This window comes from Proteiniphilum saccharofermentans, from assembly GCF_900095135.1.
In the GTDB taxonomy this organism is placed as follows: domain Bacteria; phylum Bacteroidota; class Bacteroidia; order Bacteroidales; family Dysgonomonadaceae; genus Proteiniphilum; species Proteiniphilum saccharofermentans.
This window is the reverse complement of record NZ_LT605205.1, coordinates 4,274,953-4,294,677: the sequence shown is the minus strand read 5'-3', so window position 1 is coordinate 4,294,677 and position 19,725 is coordinate 4,274,953. Positions and strand designations below refer to the sequence as shown.

General features: G+C 46.3%; 12 protein-coding genes. 10 read left to right on the top strand and 2 right to left on the bottom strand.

Features of this window, described 5'->3' with window-relative positions; all coding sequences use genetic code 11:
* Positions 1-10: 10 nt before the first annotated feature.
* From PSM36_RS16715 to PSM36_RS16675, 9 genes are all read left to right on the top strand, one after another.
* Entirely contained in the window at positions 11-1,333 is a 1,323-nt protein-coding gene (locus PSM36_RS16715; protein WP_076931871.1) for a DUF3868 domain-containing protein, read from the top strand.
* Positions 1,330-2,226 (top strand): hypothetical protein, encoded by an 897-nt coding sequence (locus PSM36_RS16710; protein WP_076931870.1) that lies wholly within the window; start codon positions 1,330-1,332, stop codon positions 2,224-2,226. The genes PSM36_RS16715 and PSM36_RS16710 overlap by 4 nt, the downstream gene beginning before the upstream one ends.
* 50 nt (positions 2,227-2,276) lie before the next feature.
* Entirely contained in the window at positions 2,277-5,480 is a 3,204-nt protein-coding gene (locus tag PSM36_RS16705; protein ID WP_076931869.1) for a fimbrillin family protein, read from the top strand.
* Between the two features lie 104 nt (positions 5,481-5,584).
* Positions 5,585-8,761 carry a fimbrillin family protein gene (locus tag PSM36_RS16700; RefSeq protein ID WP_076931868.1) on the top strand — a complete coding sequence of 1,059 codons (3,177 nt, stop codon included), beginning with the start codon at positions 5,585-5,587 and terminating at the stop codon, positions 8,759-8,761.
* A gap of 22 nt (positions 8,762-8,783) precedes the next feature.
* Positions 8,784-9,893, top strand: a complete 1,110-nt coding sequence (locus tag PSM36_RS16695) for a fimbrillin family protein (RefSeq protein WP_019538288.1) — start codon at positions 8,784-8,786, stop codon at positions 9,891-9,893.
* A gap of 17 nt (positions 9,894-9,910) precedes the next feature.
* Positions 9,911-12,085 (top strand): fimbrillin family protein, encoded by a 2,175-nt coding sequence (locus PSM36_RS16690; RefSeq protein ID WP_019538289.1) that lies wholly within the window; start codon positions 9,911-9,913, stop codon positions 12,083-12,085.
* 18 nt (positions 12,086-12,103) lie between these two features.
* Positions 12,104-14,101 (top strand): fimbrillin family protein, encoded by a 1,998-nt coding sequence (locus PSM36_RS16685; RefSeq protein ID WP_076931867.1) that lies wholly within the window; start codon positions 12,104-12,106, stop codon positions 14,099-14,101.
* 13 nt (positions 14,102-14,114) lie between these two features.
* The gene (locus PSM36_RS16680) at positions 14,115-15,314 is read left to right on the top strand and encodes a fimbrillin family protein (RefSeq protein WP_019538291.1); all 1,200 of its coding nucleotides are present in this window, start codon (positions 14,115-14,117) and stop codon (positions 15,312-15,314) included.
* Between the two features lie 31 nt (positions 15,315-15,345).
* A complete protein-coding gene (locus tag PSM36_RS16675; RefSeq protein ID WP_019538292.1) occupies positions 15,346-16,614 on the top strand; it encodes a hypothetical protein in 1,269 nt (422 codons plus the stop codon).
* 222 nt (positions 16,615-16,836) lie between these two features.
* On the opposite strand, the gene PSM36_RS16670 is transcribed toward PSM36_RS16675, so the two are convergent.
* On the bottom strand, positions 16,837-17,817 hold the full coding sequence (locus PSM36_RS16670) for a hypothetical protein (RefSeq protein WP_076931866.1): 981 nt from the start codon (positions 17,815-17,817) through the stop codon (positions 16,837-16,839).
* A gap of 223 nt (positions 17,818-18,040) precedes the next feature.
* Positions 18,041-18,541, bottom strand: coding sequence for a flavodoxin (locus PSM36_RS16665; protein WP_019538294.1), 501 nt, complete (start codon positions 18,539-18,541; stop codon positions 18,041-18,043).
* A 203-nt stretch (positions 18,542-18,744) separates the two neighbouring features.
* Between PSM36_RS16665 and PSM36_RS16660 the strand changes: the two genes are divergently transcribed.
* Positions 18,745-19,725 (top strand): IS30 family transposase, encoded by a 981-nt coding sequence (locus PSM36_RS16660; RefSeq protein WP_076932160.1) that lies wholly within the window; start codon positions 18,745-18,747, stop codon positions 19,723-19,725.

Here is a 19,725-nt window from a genome sequence, read left to right as displayed (position 1 = left end):
TAAAGATCAAATGAGAAATATATTCATAATCACGCTCTTTTTCTTGAGTTTCGTCACATTACGGGGACAGTCGTCTTCCGACAATCCGGTACGGGTGGAAAACCTCTCCGTACAGTTGTCTGACGATCGTATCTTGTCTGTCGACATGGATATCATCTTGCCGGAAAATTTCAAGGTTTCATCTAACAGGATGGTTACATTCACTCCTATTATAAAAGGAAATGATAATCAGAATGTATTGCCGTCGGTTCATGTGTATGGCAGGAAACGTCAGATTATATCTGAACGGAATAATCTTTTACCTGATGATTCAGAACAGTTATTCCGAAGAGCAAGCGGTGAAGAACAGGTTATCGCATATACTGCATCTCTTCCTTCCGAGGATTGGATGGATAAGGCGGAATTGGTGTTAGAACAAGACTTTTGCGGATGCGGGAATCAATCGGAAGAGATCGATTTCCTTGCACTTACCCATATCGACGTGCCTCAGCCGGTGGTGCTGCCCAACATTCTTTACCGCGCCCCCGAACCGGAACCGGTGAAGCGTCGCATACTCAAAGGTCAGGCGTATATCGATTTTCCCATCAACCAAATCGTGATTTATCCCGATTATATGCGTAACCCAATTGAGTTGGCTAAGATCGACAGTACCTTGAAGGGCTTCGCCCCCAGCGATATTCAAAGTATCAAGTTGCATGGTTTTGCTTCGCCCGAAGGGGTTTACAGACATAATGTGTACTTGGCCGACGGACGTACCAAGGCGTTGAAGGAGTATATCATCAAGAAATTCAACCTTCCCGAAAAGATTATTCAAACCAATTTCACTCCCGAAAATTGGGAAGGATTTATCCGTTTGGCTGAAAATTCTCAGCTACAACAGAAGGCACGTATCCTTGAGATTGCCAAGAGCGACATGGCGCCCGATGCGAAAGAGGCTGAACTGAAACAGATGACGGAGGCTTTCCGGCATATGACGCGTAACTGGTTTCCGGTATTACGTCATACCAACTACGAGATTGAATATATCGTTCGCGATTACGCGGCCCAAGAAGCCCGTGATATGGTGAAAAAAGATCCTTCTCAATTGAGTTTGAGGGAGATGTTCGATGCCGCTTTGTTGAGCGGGAAAGGGTCGGATGAGTACTACCGGTTGATAGATACGGCTGTGAAGACTTACCCCGACAATCCCGACGCAAACCTCAACGCCGCGGCGGCGGCATTGGAACGGGGCGATTTGGAGTCTGCCGAAAAATATATGGAAAAAGCGGATCTCTCTACACCCGAAGGAAAAAATAACATGGAATATATCAAAATATTGAAAGAAAAGCAATGATGAAAAATATCTGTAAAATAGCAAGCGTCTCCCTGCTTTTACTTTTGGCATCTTGCATTAAGTCGGATTACGACACGGAAAACTGTCCGGGATTATACACCATCACTCCTATCGTACCGGTGGAATTGCAACAGAAAAAGAATGAGTTTCTGCCCAATACGAATACCTCTGTGATGTATCCCGGTGGAGAATGGCGCAAGACCGAAGTAGGGCCGGATAATATCCTGGAACTGACCAAAGGACAATACAGAGCCTTTTCCCTGAAAGGAGAGAACGAGCAGGTAGGATTACACTTCGGAACGGTGGTATCTGTTAGTTCCACCGATGGAGCTGCCGGCGATCCGGGTGACTTTGTAGGAGGCTATATCGATTTTAATGTCGATGGTGGATTAGAGGATTGGGGTATCATCAATTACGATGTTCCTACTTATATCCAAACTCGCATACTTACGCTAAAGGTGAAGATTGAAGGGCAAAATGCCGATTTGGTGGAATCTGTGACAGCCACTGTAGACGGTATCACCCTCTCCCGTGAACTGCTCAACGCCTTTACCGAAGGGGGAGAGAAGGACCGTTACCCCGCATTGACTACCGGTTATATGTCTTATGACTTGGCGGAAAAAGATGCCGATGGTTATTATACCGACTCGCACCGCCTGTTGGGATTGGATGGCAACGCGGATCAGAATCTGGTGTTGACCATTCACTATAAGGATGGTTTCACGAGGAATTTCAACTATGAGATCACTTCCGACCTTGATGGGTTCCTCACCGAAGCGGTGACAGCCCCTTGGATTATCCGTATTGTACTTCGTGCCGGAGCCGACTTCACGGCTGATATAGAGGATTGGCAAGCGGGGCCCGAAGAATGGATAGATGTGAAACCGGTCTAGGAATTGTGGCAATTCAATGGTCAGATAGAAAATAAAAACATATAAAACATATGAAGACATCTTTTTTTAAACTTATCTTTTTGAGTGCGATCGCAGCCCTTTTTGCTGTGGCTTGCACGAATGATGTGATACAACCAAACGCTGAGGATGGCGTGGAAGCGCGTATCTCCGCCGAGGCGGGGGGACTGTTGAAGTCCGGAGCCGACAATTTGAAGAGCAGTACCCGGGCAACAAATGATGTGTGGGATGAGGGTGATGTGATTGGCGTGACGATGGTCAACCCGCAGTCGCTTGAAGTGATCGCTCCTTACCGTAACTTTGGATATACAACTTCTGGCGACGATAAGTTCTCCCCCAACAATGCTTCGCAGATCATCTATTTTCCCACCAGCGACGAAGAGGTGGCTTTCAAAGCCTATTACCCTTATAAAAAGGATCTCCCGTCGAGTTTGGTAATCCCGGTATCTACCAAAGACCAAAGCGACCTACCGGCAATCGACTTGATGACGGCGGAACACCTTTCGGGCACCTCCACCAAAGACCCTAACGTGAAATTGCATTTCTATCACCGCCTGGCAAAGGTGGTGGTGAACCTCACTACCGACAACGAGAGCATCTCCATCCTCGATGGGGTGAACGTGACGATGAAGGGCTTGAAGACTGAAGCGAGCTATGATCTTTTGGGTGAAAGCCTTATCGTGGATAATAACCTTCCGGGTGTGGATGTCTCTTTCCCGGTCGCCAACGCGAAGGCCGAAGGGATCATCCTTCCCCGTCCCGCGGGTGAGGGTGTGGAATTTGTGATCACCACGACTGACGGGGGAAAATATACCGCGGCATTAAGCAGTGATTTCGAATTCAAAGAGGGATATGTGCATACTTTCCACCTTCGCTTGAAATCGCCTGCTGAGATAAGCGCCACCATTGAGCCTTGGATTGAAGGGCCCACCCGCCATTTCGATGTGATCCGCGTGGTTACGGGACTGGGCATTACCGAAGGATTCGAGACGGGACACTCTCTCGATCTGTTCCTGAAAGAAGGGACAGATGGTGAGTTCGGACTCCTTGAGAACTTCACATACGAAGGAAATAACAAATGGACCCCCGGATCTCCCATCTATTGGGAAAGCATTACCGGCAGTCCCACGCTGTTTAAAGGTGCCACCATCCTTGAAAAAGCACTCAACGACTCGCAGATGGATGATATCCTTATCTCCAAGGAAGTGGAGGTGAGTCCTTATACGGGTGTGAACCTCGAATTGGAGCATGTGGGCTCTAAAGTAACCGTGGTGTTGCAATCTTCCGACGGCACTTTCACCAAGGCCGACTTGGACGCTGCTTCGGTGATTCTGCCCAATTACCTGAATTCGGGCTCTTATAACGATAAAGGGGAATTCGTGCCGGGTACCACCCGCGGGGATATCATCCCCGAAGAGGGAGTGGCCATCTTCCCGCCGCAAACCATTGCCAACGGAGATAATATCCTTACCGTCTCCATCAACGGTCGTCTTTATGAGGTGAAAGCCGAAGGAACCGATGATTTTGAATACAAAAAAGGATATGCTTACATGCTGGTACTCGATGCAAGTAAGGCCAAAGTGGAAATGAGCACGGTCATCAAACCCTGGGTCGAAGAAACCATAGCGTTTGAAGAGGTGCGCATAGGGGTCGCGAGCCTTGATAATAACAGTGGCGATCTGGTCGACGGTGATCAACTTTATCTCTTCTCCGGCGATGATGCCGACCGTATCACCCTTCCCGGTAATTTTGTTTACAACGAAGCCGCTGATACCTGGACATATAACGGTCCTTCGGCACCGCTTTACTGGGAAGACATCCCGGCTGACGGTAATCTCTATGCCTCCATCACCCGGCCGGCAGTAGATGCCGTCGAGGGTAATAACCAATCGCCCGACTATATCGTCGCCACTCCTATCGTCAACAAAGGCGGAACCGACAATACCGCGTTGAACTTCCAGTTGGCGCATCAGGTGGCGAAAGTGAATGTGATGCTCCGTTCAAACACGTATGGCGAAGAGAAGTTGCTGAGCGCCAATATCACCTTACCCGATTACGCCATTGGCGGTATGTTGGATAAAGGTGTATATGTGCCGGGCTCTAACAAGGGAACCATCGCACTGGCTAAACCCGCCAAAACGGGCGACGCTACCGAGGTTACCTACAATAGCGCTTCTTACCTGCAACCACAGACCGTTGCCATAGGAGAAGACCTGGTGACCATTGGAATTGACGGACGCACCTATACGGTGAAACCCGAAGATGTGAAGTTGCAAGGGGGAGCCACCGCGGCCGACATCCTTTATGAGGCGGGCAAGGTGACCAACCTCATCATCACCATCGAGAAGACAGGATTGAGTGTAAGCGTGGATGTGACCGGATGGACTGAATTGCCTGCCCTTGAGTTCGAAGGCCTCTTCTTCTCCGTATCCAACAAAACTTCCGCAGGTTTTGAAAATGAGGATCAAATTAAATTTTATAAACTGAATGCTCACGGTGATGCCGTGGATGCTATCAGTAATATATATGAATATGCAGGCGGTCCTGATAACGGGACGCTCAGCCCGGTAGGAACTCCCTGGTACAGGGATGATTTCAAAACCGGCGACTTGATAGCCGCCGTATATCCCGCAACTGCTTCCGCGCTTGCAGCCGGAGAGAATACGTTCAACTGGACGGTAAAGAGTTCTGGAACCACGAATGCTCATGCCGACGATATTATGGTAGCGGCTCCCGTAGCAGACAGGAATTTAGGTGAAATACAAGCCGAGGGCGATGTGGCTTTTGAGTTCAAACACGTGTTGAGTAAAGTCTCTATCAACCTGATCGCAGGGGAAGGATTCACTTCCGATGAGATAATGCTTGCCGAGGTTGAGATGAACAACTTCCAATTGTCGGGTATTGTGGATGTAATCAACGGCACAGCCACTCCTGACGGTGCTGCTACTGCCGCATTCACCCCGTCGAAGTTAGACAAGGTCTATTCCGTGACAGGCAAGACCGTCGTGTCGAGCTACGAAGCCTTCGTGATGCCACAAAACATTACTGGCAATAGTGTGATGGTTACGGTGAAACTGAATGATGCCGAGTTCCAGGTGAAGTTGCCCGCTGATAAGCTCTTTGCCGCCGGCGCACACAATATGCTGAACCTGACTTTAAACAAGACAGGAGTGGAACTCACAGCGTCCATCGTGGATTGGAATAAAGAACCCGATATCGATGTTGAATTACATTAAACTCTCGAAACACAGCACGTATGATGCCGGATATACCCTGGATCATACCGTTGTGGGAGAGTCCAATTTAGCAAAACCGAGCAAACAATAAATATTGATCAGATATGAGACATAAATCATTTTTAAATATATGTAAATCACTGTTGGGAGGAGCCTTGTTGACCCTGTTGGCCACTGGTTGCAATAGCGAAGACTTCACTCCTTCTACCAACGATGTGAAAGATGCCGTGGTGCTCACGGGGGGCACCACAATCTCTGTAGATGCCCAATCTACCACCCGTGCCGCCAATGACACATGGGCAGCCGACGACCTGATTGGCGTCACGATGTTAAGCACGTCAACCCCCGCGACACCTATCTATACCAATAACCAGTATAAAGCTGTCGCCGCCGGATCGGGTGATGTGGCTTTCAATCCCGAGTCGGAGGGACAGAAGATGTATTATCCCATCAATGGCAGTGAGGTGACCTTCAAAGCCTATTATCCCTATACAGGACTCACTGATTATCCCAATTATCCGGTGAATGTATCGGGACAAGGCGATATTGCCGCTTTGGATTTGATGACAGCCGTCCATGAGAACAAGGATGGCTCCACAGCCAATAGCAAGGATAATAAAGAAGCCCATTTGGTGTTCCATCACCGCCTGACCCTTGTGACGGTCAATCTGCTCACAGAAGCCGGAAGCCCTATTGATTTAGGTGGCAGTCAGTTGGCAATTAAAGGGATGAAGACCACAGGTAGTTATAACCTGTTGACCGATGTGTTGACACCCGATGCCGCAAGTGTGAATGCCATCAACATCCCATTGTCGAACAACACAGGACAAGCCATCCTCTTGCCCCGGGAAGCCGGCGAGGGTGTTACATTTGAAGTAACTACCGACAATGGTGGAGTTTATACCGCAAAAATGGATGCCGGCCTCGAATTGAAAGGCGGAACCAAATACACCTTCAACCTCACCCTCAAGACCACGCCGGCGTTGATCACCGCCAGCATTGAAGACTGGACGGACGGGCCTGTTAGGAATTACGATGTCGTTCATGTTGTGACCGCCCAAGGTGAGAGCGAAGGATTCAAGGAAGACGACGTGCTGAGGCTGTATGCCAAAGATAACGGAGATGCTGACTATAGTTATACTAAGGGTGGTTCATTTATCTTCAAAGGATCCAAATGGACCATCGAGAATCCCGTTTATTGGGAAAACTTCACCGGACCGGTCGATTTCAGAGCCACTTCGGTGTATGCCGAGAAGCTGAATACCACCCAGATGGACGATTACCTGGTGGGTGAAACCACGGGTGTGGATTTATATAAAGGAGTACATCTCGAGATGAAGCATGCCGGAACAAAAGTCACGGTGAAACTCTCATCTTCTGACGGCATTTACACGGCTGCGGACCTGCAAGGAGCTACCGTGACTTTGCCCGATTATCTCAATACCGGGTCTTTGAATGAAACTACTGGAGCATATACCGTTGGGACCGGCAAGGGAGACATTACCCCCGAAGCGCCGGGAGCTACCGAGCGGGTAGCCATTTTCCCCGCACAGACTATCGCCGCGAACGACGTGTTGGTAAAAGTGGAAATCAACGGTCACGTGTATGAAGTGAAAGACGCCTCAGCGTTTACGTATGAAGCGGGACAGCACCATGAAATACGGTTGAATATTCAAAAGTCGGGGGTGTTGCTCACCACCAAATTGGTTGATTGGGTAGATGGCGACGATCATGAAGCGGAAGTACGGATTGGTACCCCTACTTTAGGAACCAATGAAAATATCCCTGATGGCAGTCAATTGAGACTTTTTACCGAAGAGACCGTAGGAGCTGAACGGGTTGAAGTACCTGGTTATTTCACCTACAATGCGACGAGCGATAGTTGGAGTTATTCAGTTGCCTCCAATCCTTTGTTCTGGGAGGTTCTGCCCAGTACGGGAAATATATACGCTTCAATTGAAAACGCCGCGATAAATGGTACAGAGGGTTATAACCAATCGAAAGACTATATCGTCGCCACGCCGATAGAGAATAAAGGTGGAAAAGGCAATACGGCCGTCCATTTTGAAATGAGTCATGCCGTATCACAGGTGAACGTAACTTTGCGCACTTCCGACACCTATACCGCGGACCAGCTTAAAACAGCTGAAATTACTTTGCCCGGTTATACGATCGGAGGAAGTTTGAACAAGGGTGTGTATGTGCAGGGCGCCAATACCGGTGATATTCGTCTCGATAACCCCAACAACAATGAAATTTCCACACGTTCCTATTTGCAGGCACAGACCATCCCGGCGGGAGAAATCGTGGCCCGTGTGAAGATAGGCACTCGGGTTTATGATGTGACATATAATCACGATGTGGAATACAATGCCGGTGAGATCACCCATCTGTTCATCACCATAAAGGGATCGGAAGTACTGGTAAGTGTGAAGGTGACCGACTGGATCGACCAGACACCTGTGGAGCTTACCTACTCATTCAATGAGAGCCCCACAAGTGTGGAAGGATTTGAAGTTGGAGACAAGATTACTTTCCACCGTTTGGATAATAATGGAGATGTAATCGAATCGAAAGTATATGTAGTGCAGGAAGTTGAAGGAAAGAAAAAGTTGGTGGCGGAAGACGGAACCCCATGGTACAGGGACGACTTTGCAACCGGCGACAAGATCGTGGCGGTTTATCCCGATGGAACGCGTACCGGGATTGCATCCGGAGAAAAGACCTTCGATGTGGATTTGAACGGCAAGACCGATCCTTCCGACCGCACCAATGATATTCTGGTCGCGTCCGATGGAGAGATCGAAGACAAGGATGCCAATGTGGATCTCACTTTCGATCACATATTGAGTAAGGTGACCGTGAATATTATCCCTGGCGAAGGATTTGCTCCCAATGAGATAAGCGGTGGAAGTCCGGTGGTAGAGCTTGTGGAATTCATGCAGAAGGGGACAGTGGATATATCCAACGGTACTGTTTCAAATCTATCCGATAACCAGACATTTGAACCTACTCAATTGACTACACCTAATAGCGGTGCCGAATTGAGTTACCAGGCGTTGATCTTGCCTCAAACGAAGGGCTCTACCGGGAATAAAGTCATGTTAGTGAAAATCACGCTTGGAGGTGTTGTCTATGAAGCCCAATACGAAGGAGTCTTCACTTTTGAACCAGGTAAAAACCATGTGTTGGATATCACCCTTGCCAAGACGGCATTGAAACTCTCTGCGACAATCGCGGAATGGGAGCTCGGTACCAAAGGTGATATCACAATTGATTAAGTAATTTCTAAAGATGTTAGAGATGAAAAGGAAATATTATACATATATGGCGGCACTTTGTTCGCTGCTCATTTTTGCGAGTTGCGACAAAGAAGCCATCGATATCCCCGGCACGGAGACGGAGAAGGTGCCAATCACCCTCTCCGCGTCTTCCCTTCCGGTATCGGTAGATGTGCAGACAAGGGCGGAGACGATCGATGGAAGAACCATTGGGGTGGTCGCCGCAAATACGGATGAAACAACCCCTCTTACATCCGTCGATTGGTTCGATTACTATCTCGATCATGTAAAGGCAAGCGGTACAAATACAACATTGAACGGAGAGAAAGAGGTCGCTTTTTCTCCTGCCCAATATTGGCCGTTCAATCCCGCCGAATACCTGGCTTTCGTGGCTTACAGTCCGTACCATGGGACTAACGGTGATAGCAGGGTAGAACGAGTGAGCGGGACCAACACATTAAAGGTCACAGCCAATGGAAATTCTTTTCCCGATTTTCTTTATACCGAGCCGGTTGGCCCGTATAACAAAGAAACAGCAAAGGCGGCAACAGATAAAGCCATCGGCTTAGGGGAATTTCAACACGCCATGGCAAAGCTCGATATACAGGTGAAATTGGTGGATAAAGATGGGGTAGAAATTCCGGCAGCGAATTTCCCTAATCCGAACCGATTGAGGATTGCGGAGCTGAGAGTATCGACGGAGGTGAAAAACGGGGAGTTCGATTTACTTCAGACAACATCTCCCAAAGCATGGACGAACCTGGATGCGACAGGTCCTAAAGAGATAGTGCGTACTCACATCAGTTCGTTAATAACACTGACGGCGACACTTCCCACTTATACAAACTGTTTCTTGCTGCCGGGTACGGAGGAAAAGAGTTATGTGTCGATCAAGATTCAGGAACTACACCCAACTACCAACACTGTTGTCAATGAAGTCTTGAGAGAGGCTAAAATCACAGAGTTTGAGGTCTCCAGTGGGGTAGGCGCCAAACTCGAAATGGGTAAAACCACGTTGCTGACCATTAAGGTGAAATATGTGCCTATTCCGGATCCCGATACAGATGTCATTCTTGAAGGACAGTTGGTGGAATGGGATTATAAAGGTGAAAGTACCGTTACGATTGAATGATATAAAGGATAAAGAATATGTTGAAACAATTCTATAAATATATGACGGCACTCCTCATTGGTGGAACCATCGTTGGTTGTACTTCCGACCTTCCGGTGGAAAACCCGCCTGTGGAAGGAGATGTGCCGGTACAACTGAATGGAATGCTGAGGTCGTTGGGTGATGCTGATGACCCAGGTGATGGGGAGTTGATCACTACAGGGTATCCATTGGAAGCCTATTCCGGGGTGAAGTTTTACCTGTCCGCAAGGACAGTCGACGCGCCGGTATCAAACTACTTGCTAAACCAGGAAATCTTTATTGGTGCGAAAAATACAACAGACCAAGGCCGGAATAAGCTGGATGGTACTGTCTATTATCCTCTCGGTAAGAAAGCGATTAATTTGTTTTCTTATACAGGATCGACGATAAGTGAAAATGGAAATATCACCCTGACTTCCGGTACAGGTATCAATAATGACTATCTGTTGGGCGTAGGGACCGAAGCCGATGGGACTACACTGAAATCCGGCAAGTCGGATGATCCGGTCGAGTACATCACCTACAAGCACCTGATGACCCGGGTGGATGTGAGGATAGAGGTGGCAGGTGATGTGGAAGAAACGAAACCGCAGAGCGTGACAATGAATTTCTACCGTTCCGGAAATACGGCACCTATTGCTAATAAAGGCACTTACAACATATTTACCGGTGGAAATAGTGAGGGTTATGCAACAAATAGTCCAAATGGGGACTATAGTTTTTCAAATATCACGACAACCCCTACCACTCACTATCTGGTGCCAAACGGCATGAACTTGACCACATATCCAGGGCAGATATTTTCCTATCTGAAAATTGATGACTATGTGGCCACAACAGAAGACTTGGTGGCATTGAAATTCTCAAAAGCTAAATTAGGGAGTACGGGAGTCGAAACCGATTTTATTCTTAAACCGGGTCTTGCTTATGACTTGGTGTTTAAAATCAATCGGTTGAAGATTACTTCGATAGAAGTGACCGTGAAACCTTGGGATGTTAAACCGGGTGATACCGAATGGGGTTACGAACCGAAAATTATCTCACTCTCCACTGATGACTATGATAGTGGTGATATCTCCAAGATGTTACTGAAGTACGAACATACGGATGGAAAGGTATATCAATATATCGGTAAGGCAGAGTTGGATGGATCTGGTTACAATGTAGATTTTGTTTCATTACCCCCAAACCTCTCAACGTTAGGGGGCAAACTCACGGCCGATTTATATACTAAAGACGGACTATTGGCAAAAGATGTCACGATCACTCCTTCCGGTGATACAGAGCTTGCGGTGGACAATCTGGGCAGATATGGAATGAAGAAAAGGGGTGATATATTGGAAATTTCCACTCCCTTGCAATTTGCACTGATGCTCAACGATGCCGCTAAACCTGACGGTGCGAAATATGAAGTGATGAGAGACCTTGATATGAATGGTGTTTCAGTGGAGATCGTTCCTCAGGCATTTCCCGAAAATTCAGTGTTGGACGGTAAAGGATTCGATATTTTAAACCTGTACATCACTGGTAACGGCCTTTTCACCGAAAATAAGGGAATCTTGAAACATTTCCGTATCGCGTCGGGAGAGATAACAGGAAACGGCTCCGGAGCTATCGGGGCGATCTGTCAATCCAACTCCGGTACGATAGAGGCGGTAGCCAACCAGGCCAACGTGCAGGCTGCCTCAGGACAAATGGTTGCCGGTGGTATTGCGGGGACAAATGAGGCTGGCGGTACAATCATCGCTTCGGTGAATAGCGGAAACGTATTCGGTGATTCTTCTGGAGCCGTAGGAGGTATTGTCGGTGAAAATAAGAATTCCAGTGGAGGCGCTGTTACCGCCTGTCTCAATACGGGAATGCTCGATAAGAGTGCCAATGTCTTGGGTGGAATCATCGGCACTTCGGTAGCCGGTACTTCCCAGCCTGTTGTCGTCACCGGATTTTGGTTGACCGGTACAGCCAGAAAAGACCAGGCTGTCAGTGCGGAATTGGCCGTAGGCAATAACCCTGAATATGCAGTAGATGGAGAAAGTGCCGATTTGGCTTCTTCGGTAATTCGTAGTAACAATACGATTGATAAATTAAATAGCGCATTGGGTTCTTCTGCTTGGAAGTACGAACTGGATGAGAATAGGTTCTCTTGGCCAATAGCAGTACCGAATCCTTAATTTAATAACGAAAGAGATATGAAGACTATGAAATATATCACGTATGTGTGTGTGGCCCTTTTGTCGGTGATCCTGTATGGCTGTTCGGATGAGGTGGTAAACAATTCCGAACCTGCTGCCGAGGGGACCTTGCTAAACCTATACGTGGGAGATATCGTAACGCCCGGAACCCGTCTTGCCGAATTAGGGGGAGCCGGAAGTATCAGCGAGGGAACGCATCCCACAAATGGTGACGACAAAAAGAATATCGGATTGTATATCTATTATGAAGATGATTATAAAGCTGATATTCTTACGAAACCCTATGTGCGTAACTTGGAGTGTGAAGTGAAGGACGGTAAAATCGTGCCGGTAGATGGGAGTGATATTTATATTTACGACCGGATGACTATTGTGGCTTTTTATCCTTATAATAGTGCGGCTGACGATTATACATTCACTTCGAAAGATGATGAGAAAAGATATCCCATCACCGAGAACGATTATTCTTACCAGTATTATATCCCATACCGGGCACAAACTAATGTGAATCCTACCAATGCTTATCTTGTAAGATTGCATTTGGTGCCTCAGCAAACAGTGAAAATACAGGTGGTATTGGTGTCTGACGATCCGGACCTATTTCCTGATGCTACGACAAAGACAGATGGAGTAGTGAAGATAGTGCCGTCTATAGATCCACAGGATGCCGGCAGCGGTGAGGATAAGAGGGAGAATTGGGTGGATATCATTGAGCAACCCTACGGCTCTGCGCCGAGTCCCACCTCCAGTGGAATGCATGTGCAACGATTTACCTCCTATATATGGAAAAATAATGAGCAAAAGGGAACCGATAATCCCCATCATGGCGACAATCCTAACCACTACGACAATACCTTCAAAAAAGGGGATGTATTGCTTCAAAGTGATAAGTTGACTTTGTTTTTCCCTGAGGACTTGGAGATACGGGAGGGTAACGTATATCGTTACGGATACAATTTAACAACCGGTGAGATGTTTATTCCCACTTCCGATAACCTGATATATGATGCATCCACTTTGGCCGGTGGGAGTGGGGGATACCAAGTGTGTGATATAGATTTGACAGATAAAGGCGACTGGACCCCGGTAAATTTTTCCGGTACCTACGATGGTGGAGGCCATGCGGTAAAAAATATGAAAATAACCCAAGTGCCGGTTGACGGGAATGTTGGCTTGTTTGGAAGTGTTACCGGCAGCAGCGTCATCAAGAACCTGCATTTGGAGAGTCCGGAGATTGAGGTAGAGAATACTGATCCCAATCAGACTCTTAACATAGGGGGACTGGTAGGGCAGCTGAACAGGGCTTTGACTCCAGAAGAGGAGGCAGCCCGAATACAAGCTATTGAAAATAATTTAAGAGAAAGTCTTCCCCCCGGGCTCCCCGAGTCGGTGATCCAAGCTCTATTGTCCGAACTCTTGAAAGAAGACACCGGACAAGGAACCAGTAGCGTGCAGGGCTGTAAGGTTTCACAACCCACGATTAAAGTCACGGGAGAGAACGTGATTGTGGGTGGCCTCGCAGGAATTGTTGGTGATGACCAGAGTTATAAGGGAGAGATAAAAGATTCTTATGTGTCTGAGGGCAGTATTGAGGTGAATAAAGATGTGGACCCCAACACTTACGAGAAGGTATGGGTTGGAGCCTTTGCCGGCCTGGTCAATGGAGGTTCCATATCGCGTAGTTACACAACCTCTTCGGCTGAAGGGTATATGCAACCAACTCCACCCGACACTGATCCCGTGGAGGTGGCACAAGGATTCACCAATGTAGTAGATCCTGTACCGGCAGGAACAGGTGTTACCGATAGCTTTACGAAAACCTTGAAAGGTAATACGGTGGATGGGGTAAAAGAATTCGGCCCTTCCGAATGGCCTTCCTGGGGTACCAGTGACGAGTGGCCGAAAGCAAATAGCACTTTGGATAACTATTGGGGAAATATGGGAAGTACTCCTTCCAACTATCCTACTTTAGTGTGGGAGTCTCGTTTACAATAATAAGAATTTGATTATGAAGATAAAATCATTGATATATTCGCTGTTGATCTTTGGAGGGGTGGTCTCTTTGGGTTCGTGCCAAAACGATGTCAACGATCCTCTTCCTGTGGGGGAAGGACAACAATTAACATTGCTTCCTTCCGTGGCAGATAGGAACAAAGTGGAAGTTCGCGCCGCAGGAAATATACCGTTTTTCGAGAACGGGAACGATATCACTGTCCAGGTCAAGACAAGCAGGACGGGAAGCGATTTTGTTTCGTACCCCTATACTTATAACAACGGTACTTTTGCCGAAAAGGCTCAAGGTCAGGGTTTCTTTTTTCCTGCAGACCAGACTTTTATTTCTGAGTTGAAAGCCTTTTGGCCGTCGTTTGAGAACAGGGGCGCGGTTATTACCGATCAACGCGACTTGGATCAGTTCAAACTTGCCAACCGCCTTACTGCCCATGTCACCGAGGCCAATATCATGCCTACGGCAGATCCCGTTCCATTGGTTTTCCAACATGAACAAAGTAAGATCACTTTCCGACTTGCAGGGCAAAATGCCAGTGGATTAATCATCAAATCACTCCTTTTTGAGCTTGAAAATGTTGATCTTGATGATGGACAAGGAGAGCGGCAAGTCGGTTTTTGGGCGTACTGTGAAGGGACGGGAACCCTCAATGCCGAAGTGATTGTGCCGGCCGGAGTTGTCTTTGGCCCAGGCATAAATGACGGAAAGAGAATGGAAATTGGATTGGTGAAAGTGGGTGCTGAAGGAACTACCGATAATGACTACGAAGGGATTATGTATATCCCTAATAGCACGCATATTGAGTTACAAAAAAATCACGATTACTTGGTCACCCTTACTCCCGAAGGTTATGATTTGATGGCAACTATCTCTATAGCCGGATTCCCTCAACCCGATGGGGATCACGTGGGTGTGCCCTTCCAGCTTCCGGTATTGAATGAAGAAACAGAGCGCTATGAGATAAGTACTATCGCACAATTGGTAACCGTATCATGGTTGCTGACCGGAGACCTGAATGGGGAGTTGCAATCGGATTGGAGTACTCGTACATTCGACATCGTGAATGATATAGAAGTATCCGACAGGATAAAGGCAGAGGGAGATCGTTATCTGAATATTTCTACGTTGAACAATTACAAGAATCAATTTTCCAATGCTGATAAGGTCACTTATTCTGATGGGACGAATGTGTTTAACTGATAACGGGATAATCTTATAAACAGGAATAAAAATGAAACATAAAACTTTATATATATACGCAGTTGTCCTTATATTGGGCTTCAATGTGGCGGGATGCGACAAGAATGACAATATTGAAGTCAACAGCGATATGGTGGAGATCGATGGTGTCGCATTGCAATTGGGGGGTGTAGACCTTTCATCAGGAACCGCAGCTACTACCAGGGCAACAGTAGCTGGCATTGATTATGCCGTGAATACGAATGAAGACCCTACTAGTAGTTTTTTTTTCCTTGGCAGTAATAATATTCGGGAAGACTGGAAGTTGGACTTTTCCCTGTATAATGGAAACGCATCCGGAAGTGTTGATGGAACACCATATGACGCTGCTTCCTTTACCGCAGGTGTGTATGATGACACGAACAATACTTGGAAACCATCTCCAGACAAGCAGCTCCTTTTCCCCAACTATTTCAAGCCGCATGTGGAGGCGTGGTTGTATCCAAGCACAAAAGATGCCGCAGTTGCAACTGATCAATCTACAGAAGAGCAACTGATAGCTCAGGATATATTGCACAGGGCGAAATCGGTGCTTCCGGGAAATGCCACAGAATCGTTTGGCAAGAAACTATCTGTCCAATTGAGCCATCAACGGGCGATGCTTAATTTCAAATTCCAAGACATTGTACGCGAGGATATCAATGAGGTAACGGTTAAGGTAAAGGTAGGAGGAACGGATTATACGCCATATAGTGTAAGAGCCGCGGGCGTACTGGAATATATGCTGATACTTCCCGAAGCTACACCTGCTGCAACAGAGATCATTGTGGAGTATGTGACCGTTGGTAATGATCTTCTACTGCCGATCGAATATAAGCATAAGGTGAACTTGGGTATAACCGGAGCACTCGGAAGCAATAATTGCTATTGCTTCACCTTATCTCCAAAAGAGATGACAATATCTCCCGTGTCTGTCATTAATTGGGTCACCGGTGAGCCGGTTTTGGGAGAGTATGTGGCGGTCACGGCTTATCCAACGTTTAAAGGTCCGAAAAATGAGACTTATTATTTCTATTACGATAATCAGTTGACGGAAGACGGCTCTTTGAATGGCACGCCCAAATTGCAGGAAATCAACTTCAATAATGATGGTGAATGTACTATCAAACCCGACGGACGCATTATTACCCATATTTTTAAAGGGTCAGATCCCACTATGGAGGATTGGAATCTATACAAGTTGGACAATCCCATAATATTGGGCAATACAGAAAAAATCTATATCGATTTGGAGACAATAATTAATACCCTTTATCCTTAGAGATCTAATCAAAGAATATAAGTGGTTTATTCCGCTCGTTTAGAAGGCAGGTCAAGCAAGAGAGGCTGCTTCAAGTATTTTGGGACAGCTTCTCTTCCTTATTATCCCGGTTTTAGAATAAATGAGCAGAGGAGCCTGCCAAAACCAATTCATCAATAGAACAATACCAATGGTAGGAATATATGATATAAATGTGTTTTTTGCCTTCTTCTAGCAGGGAAATCAGGCCCGGAATTCAATCAAGTGAATTTTTGGATATTCACCTTTGATGTCATTGTCTAAATATTCGGAAAGTTGCAGGACATCGTCGAAGTAGCCTGTTCTCTCATTCCTGTGATCCGGACGGCAAGGTTTTGAAGGAAGTTCCGCCGGATGCAACTTCGAATAACGGGCAGACTTGGATGCCAGGAATTTCCTCACATTTTCAATATACTCCAATGGAATCTCCGCATGGAACTTCTTCCGCAAGCCATTTTGATCGGTATTGCCGCTTTCCATGGTAGTGTATCTCAAGGCGCTTTCCCCGGGACGTTTATTCTTTTCTTCCTCAATAGGGAGTTTCAGGGTATGCATCAGATTGATAATGTCGCTTGTCAGCAACTGGGACTTGAATTCGAGTACTTCCAGATCCCGTATTTTGGTTTTCTCATCTATATTTTGTTGTTTCAGATGTTCTAATGAAACGTCTACTTCAATATTGAAATTCCTGAACTTCAGTTCTAGTTCATGCAGGATATCATAAAAATCAGGAGTATTGTCGAAACGGTCGAAACGCAGGTCTTCCGGTAGGAGTTTTAACTTTAACAGGTGCTCTTCTGACGGATAATACCTGTCAAATCCTTCTTCCTGAAGCTTCCAGTGTGTTGCACATATACATACCTTATTCCGGTACATGTGGCGTATCAGGTCGGACAGGATTTTAGACTGAAATGTACGCTTGATCTGTTGCTGTTTTGATTCCCTGCGAATGGCCTGCCAGGTAAGCACTGTTCCCAGGGCGGCAAAGGCCGCTAGCAAAAGGTTGGTGATCTCGTCTGCATCCGTTTGCCCCAAACGAGTAGGATTTGTGTTGACTGACGTTTTCTCGGATGCCTGCGCAATTTTGTCCAGTGTTAAGTTCGGTTCGATTTCAACGCCATAACAACTTACCGACAAGACCACTATCAAGGCTGTCAGTAAAATAAATCGTTTTGATACTGCCATTATGATTATTTGTTTTTCACTTCAATTGCATGAATTGTTGTTCAGGACTACCTTGCCCGTCAACTTTCTGACTGTCGTGTTATTACGCACCACAACCGTTTCCTTAAGAAGGCCGTTCCTCAATCGTCACACAAATATATGCAATTTAATCTCTCAACCAGCTCCTTTTATTGAAAATTTATTCAAGGTTATTCAATAATTAATCACGATGGAATATCCCCCATTACACGAATTCTTCTTTCAAAGTTTCGACCCACTTGGCGAGGCGTTCTTCAGTCATATCGTACTCGTTATCCTCATCGATGGGAAGTCCTACCCACAAACCGTCGATTACGGCGGTAGACTCGTCGTAGGTATACCCTTCATCCGGAACCCGGCCAACAATTTCGGCTTTATCGCTTAATTCGTCGTAGACCACTTTCATCGATTCTGCAAAACTGGTCGAGTAAGAAGCGCTGTCGCCTAGTGCGAAGATGGCTACCTTTTTTCCGGTGAAATCCATTCCGGCAAAACTAGGGAGAAATCCGTCCCAGTCGTCCTGCAGATCTCCTATCCCCGTAGTGGAAGTCCCTACCACAAAATAAGGATAATCTTTTATTTCATCGATGGAAACATACTCCACATTATATAAGTCGGCATTTCCGTCGAACAGGTCCTGCACCTGCCTTGCCACAGATTCTGCGTTCCCACCCGATGAACCGTATAGAATCGCTATTTTATTCATAATTTTTGTGATATTCAATTTTGATCTATTGAATAACAACTTAAAAAGGAAATTGTTTGTCGGCGTGAGATGCAAATATTTTTTCTCGTTCGTAAATTCAATTAGTAAATGCAACTAAATATCATTTATTAATGGTCAAAAAGATTCCCAAGGGAACGCGTTCCCTTGGGAAAGTTGGCCAAAATGTTTATAATAGTTGTATTATGAAAAAATTTAAACAATTGACCGTAGAGCGAAGATACCAAATATCAGCTCTACTTCAAAGGGGAAGTACACAAAAACAGATTGCAGGGATTGTAGGAGTATCGGAATCAACCATAAGTCGGGAGTTGTCCCGCAATAAAGCCAAGCGTGGGAAGTATTCTGCGGCTCGCGCTCAAATGCTTGCCGATGAACGCAAGGAACGCTTCAAGCGCAAGCGTAGCTTCAGTTCATCCATGCAGCGGTTCATTGACAAAAAACTACGGGAAGAACAGTGGTCTCCCGAACAGATTAACGGCTATTGCAAAGTCAACGGCATTGAGATGGTAAGCGTGGAAAGGATTTATCAGCACATTCGCAAAGACAAGGCGCAAGGAGGAGATTTATACACTTTCTTACGCCACAAGCTCAAGCACAGAAGACGCCCGGTATCGGATACCCGGGTACACATTAAAGACAGGGTGGGGATTGAACACCGACCGGCAATCGTAGACCAGAAAAAACGATTTGGAGATTTGGAAATCGATACCGTAATCGGCAAAGACGGCAAGGGTGCCATCTTAACCATCGTGGAGCGAACCAAGGCGTTTGTGCTAATGGAAAAATTGGAAAAGGGGAAGAATGCCGAGGCAGTAAAGGAGACTGTCATCCGTCTGTTAATGCCTTATAAAGGAAAGATTCACACCATAACATCCGATAACGGCAAGGAGTTTGCAGAACACAAAGCCATTGCAAGCGCTTTGGATATTGATTTTTACTTTGCCAATCCATACAGTTCCTGGGAAAGAGGATTGAACGAATACACCAATAAACTCGTACGCCAATACATCCCGAAAGGAACTGACTTTAATGATGTTAATAGTGAAAAAGTGAAGGAGATACAATACAAATTAAACCGAAGACCAAGAAAAAAATTGAACTATAAAACACCGGCTCAATTATTTTTTGCATCTTTGGAAAATAAAATTGCATTTGCGAGTTGA

Coding starts and splice junctions, on each gene's coding strand:
- PSM36_RS16715 (WP_076931871.1), top strand. CDS start 11: ATGAGAAATATATTCATAATCACGCTCTTTTTCTTGAGTTTCGTCACA.
- PSM36_RS16710 (WP_076931870.1), top strand. CDS start 1,330: ATGATGAAAAATATCTGTAAAATAGCAAGCGTCTCCCTGCTTTTACTT.
- PSM36_RS16705 (WP_076931869.1), top strand. CDS start 2,277: ATGAAGACATCTTTTTTTAAACTTATCTTTTTGAGTGCGATCGCAGCC.
- PSM36_RS16700 (WP_076931868.1), top strand. CDS start 5,585: ATGAGACATAAATCATTTTTAAATATATGTAAATCACTGTTGGGAGGA.
- PSM36_RS16695 (WP_019538288.1), top strand. CDS start 8,784: ATGAAAAGGAAATATTATACATATATGGCGGCACTTTGTTCGCTGCTC.
- PSM36_RS16690 (WP_019538289.1), top strand. CDS start 9,911: ATGTTGAAACAATTCTATAAATATATGACGGCACTCCTCATTGGTGGA.
- PSM36_RS16685 (WP_076931867.1), top strand. CDS start 12,104: ATGAAGACTATGAAATATATCACGTATGTGTGTGTGGCCCTTTTGTCG.
- PSM36_RS16680 (WP_019538291.1), top strand. CDS start 14,115: ATGAAGATAAAATCATTGATATATTCGCTGTTGATCTTTGGAGGGGTG.
- PSM36_RS16675 (WP_019538292.1), top strand. CDS start 15,346: ATGAAACATAAAACTTTATATATATACGCAGTTGTCCTTATATTGGGC.
- PSM36_RS16670 (WP_076931866.1), bottom strand. CDS start 17,817: ATGGCAGTATCAAAACGATTTATTTTACTGACAGCCTTGATAGTGGTC.
- PSM36_RS16665 (WP_019538294.1), bottom strand. CDS start 18,541: ATGAATAAAATAGCGATTCTATACGGTTCATCGGGTGGGAACGCAGAA.
- PSM36_RS16660 (WP_076932160.1), top strand. CDS start 18,745: ATGAAAAAATTTAAACAATTGACCGTAGAGCGAAGATACCAAATATCA.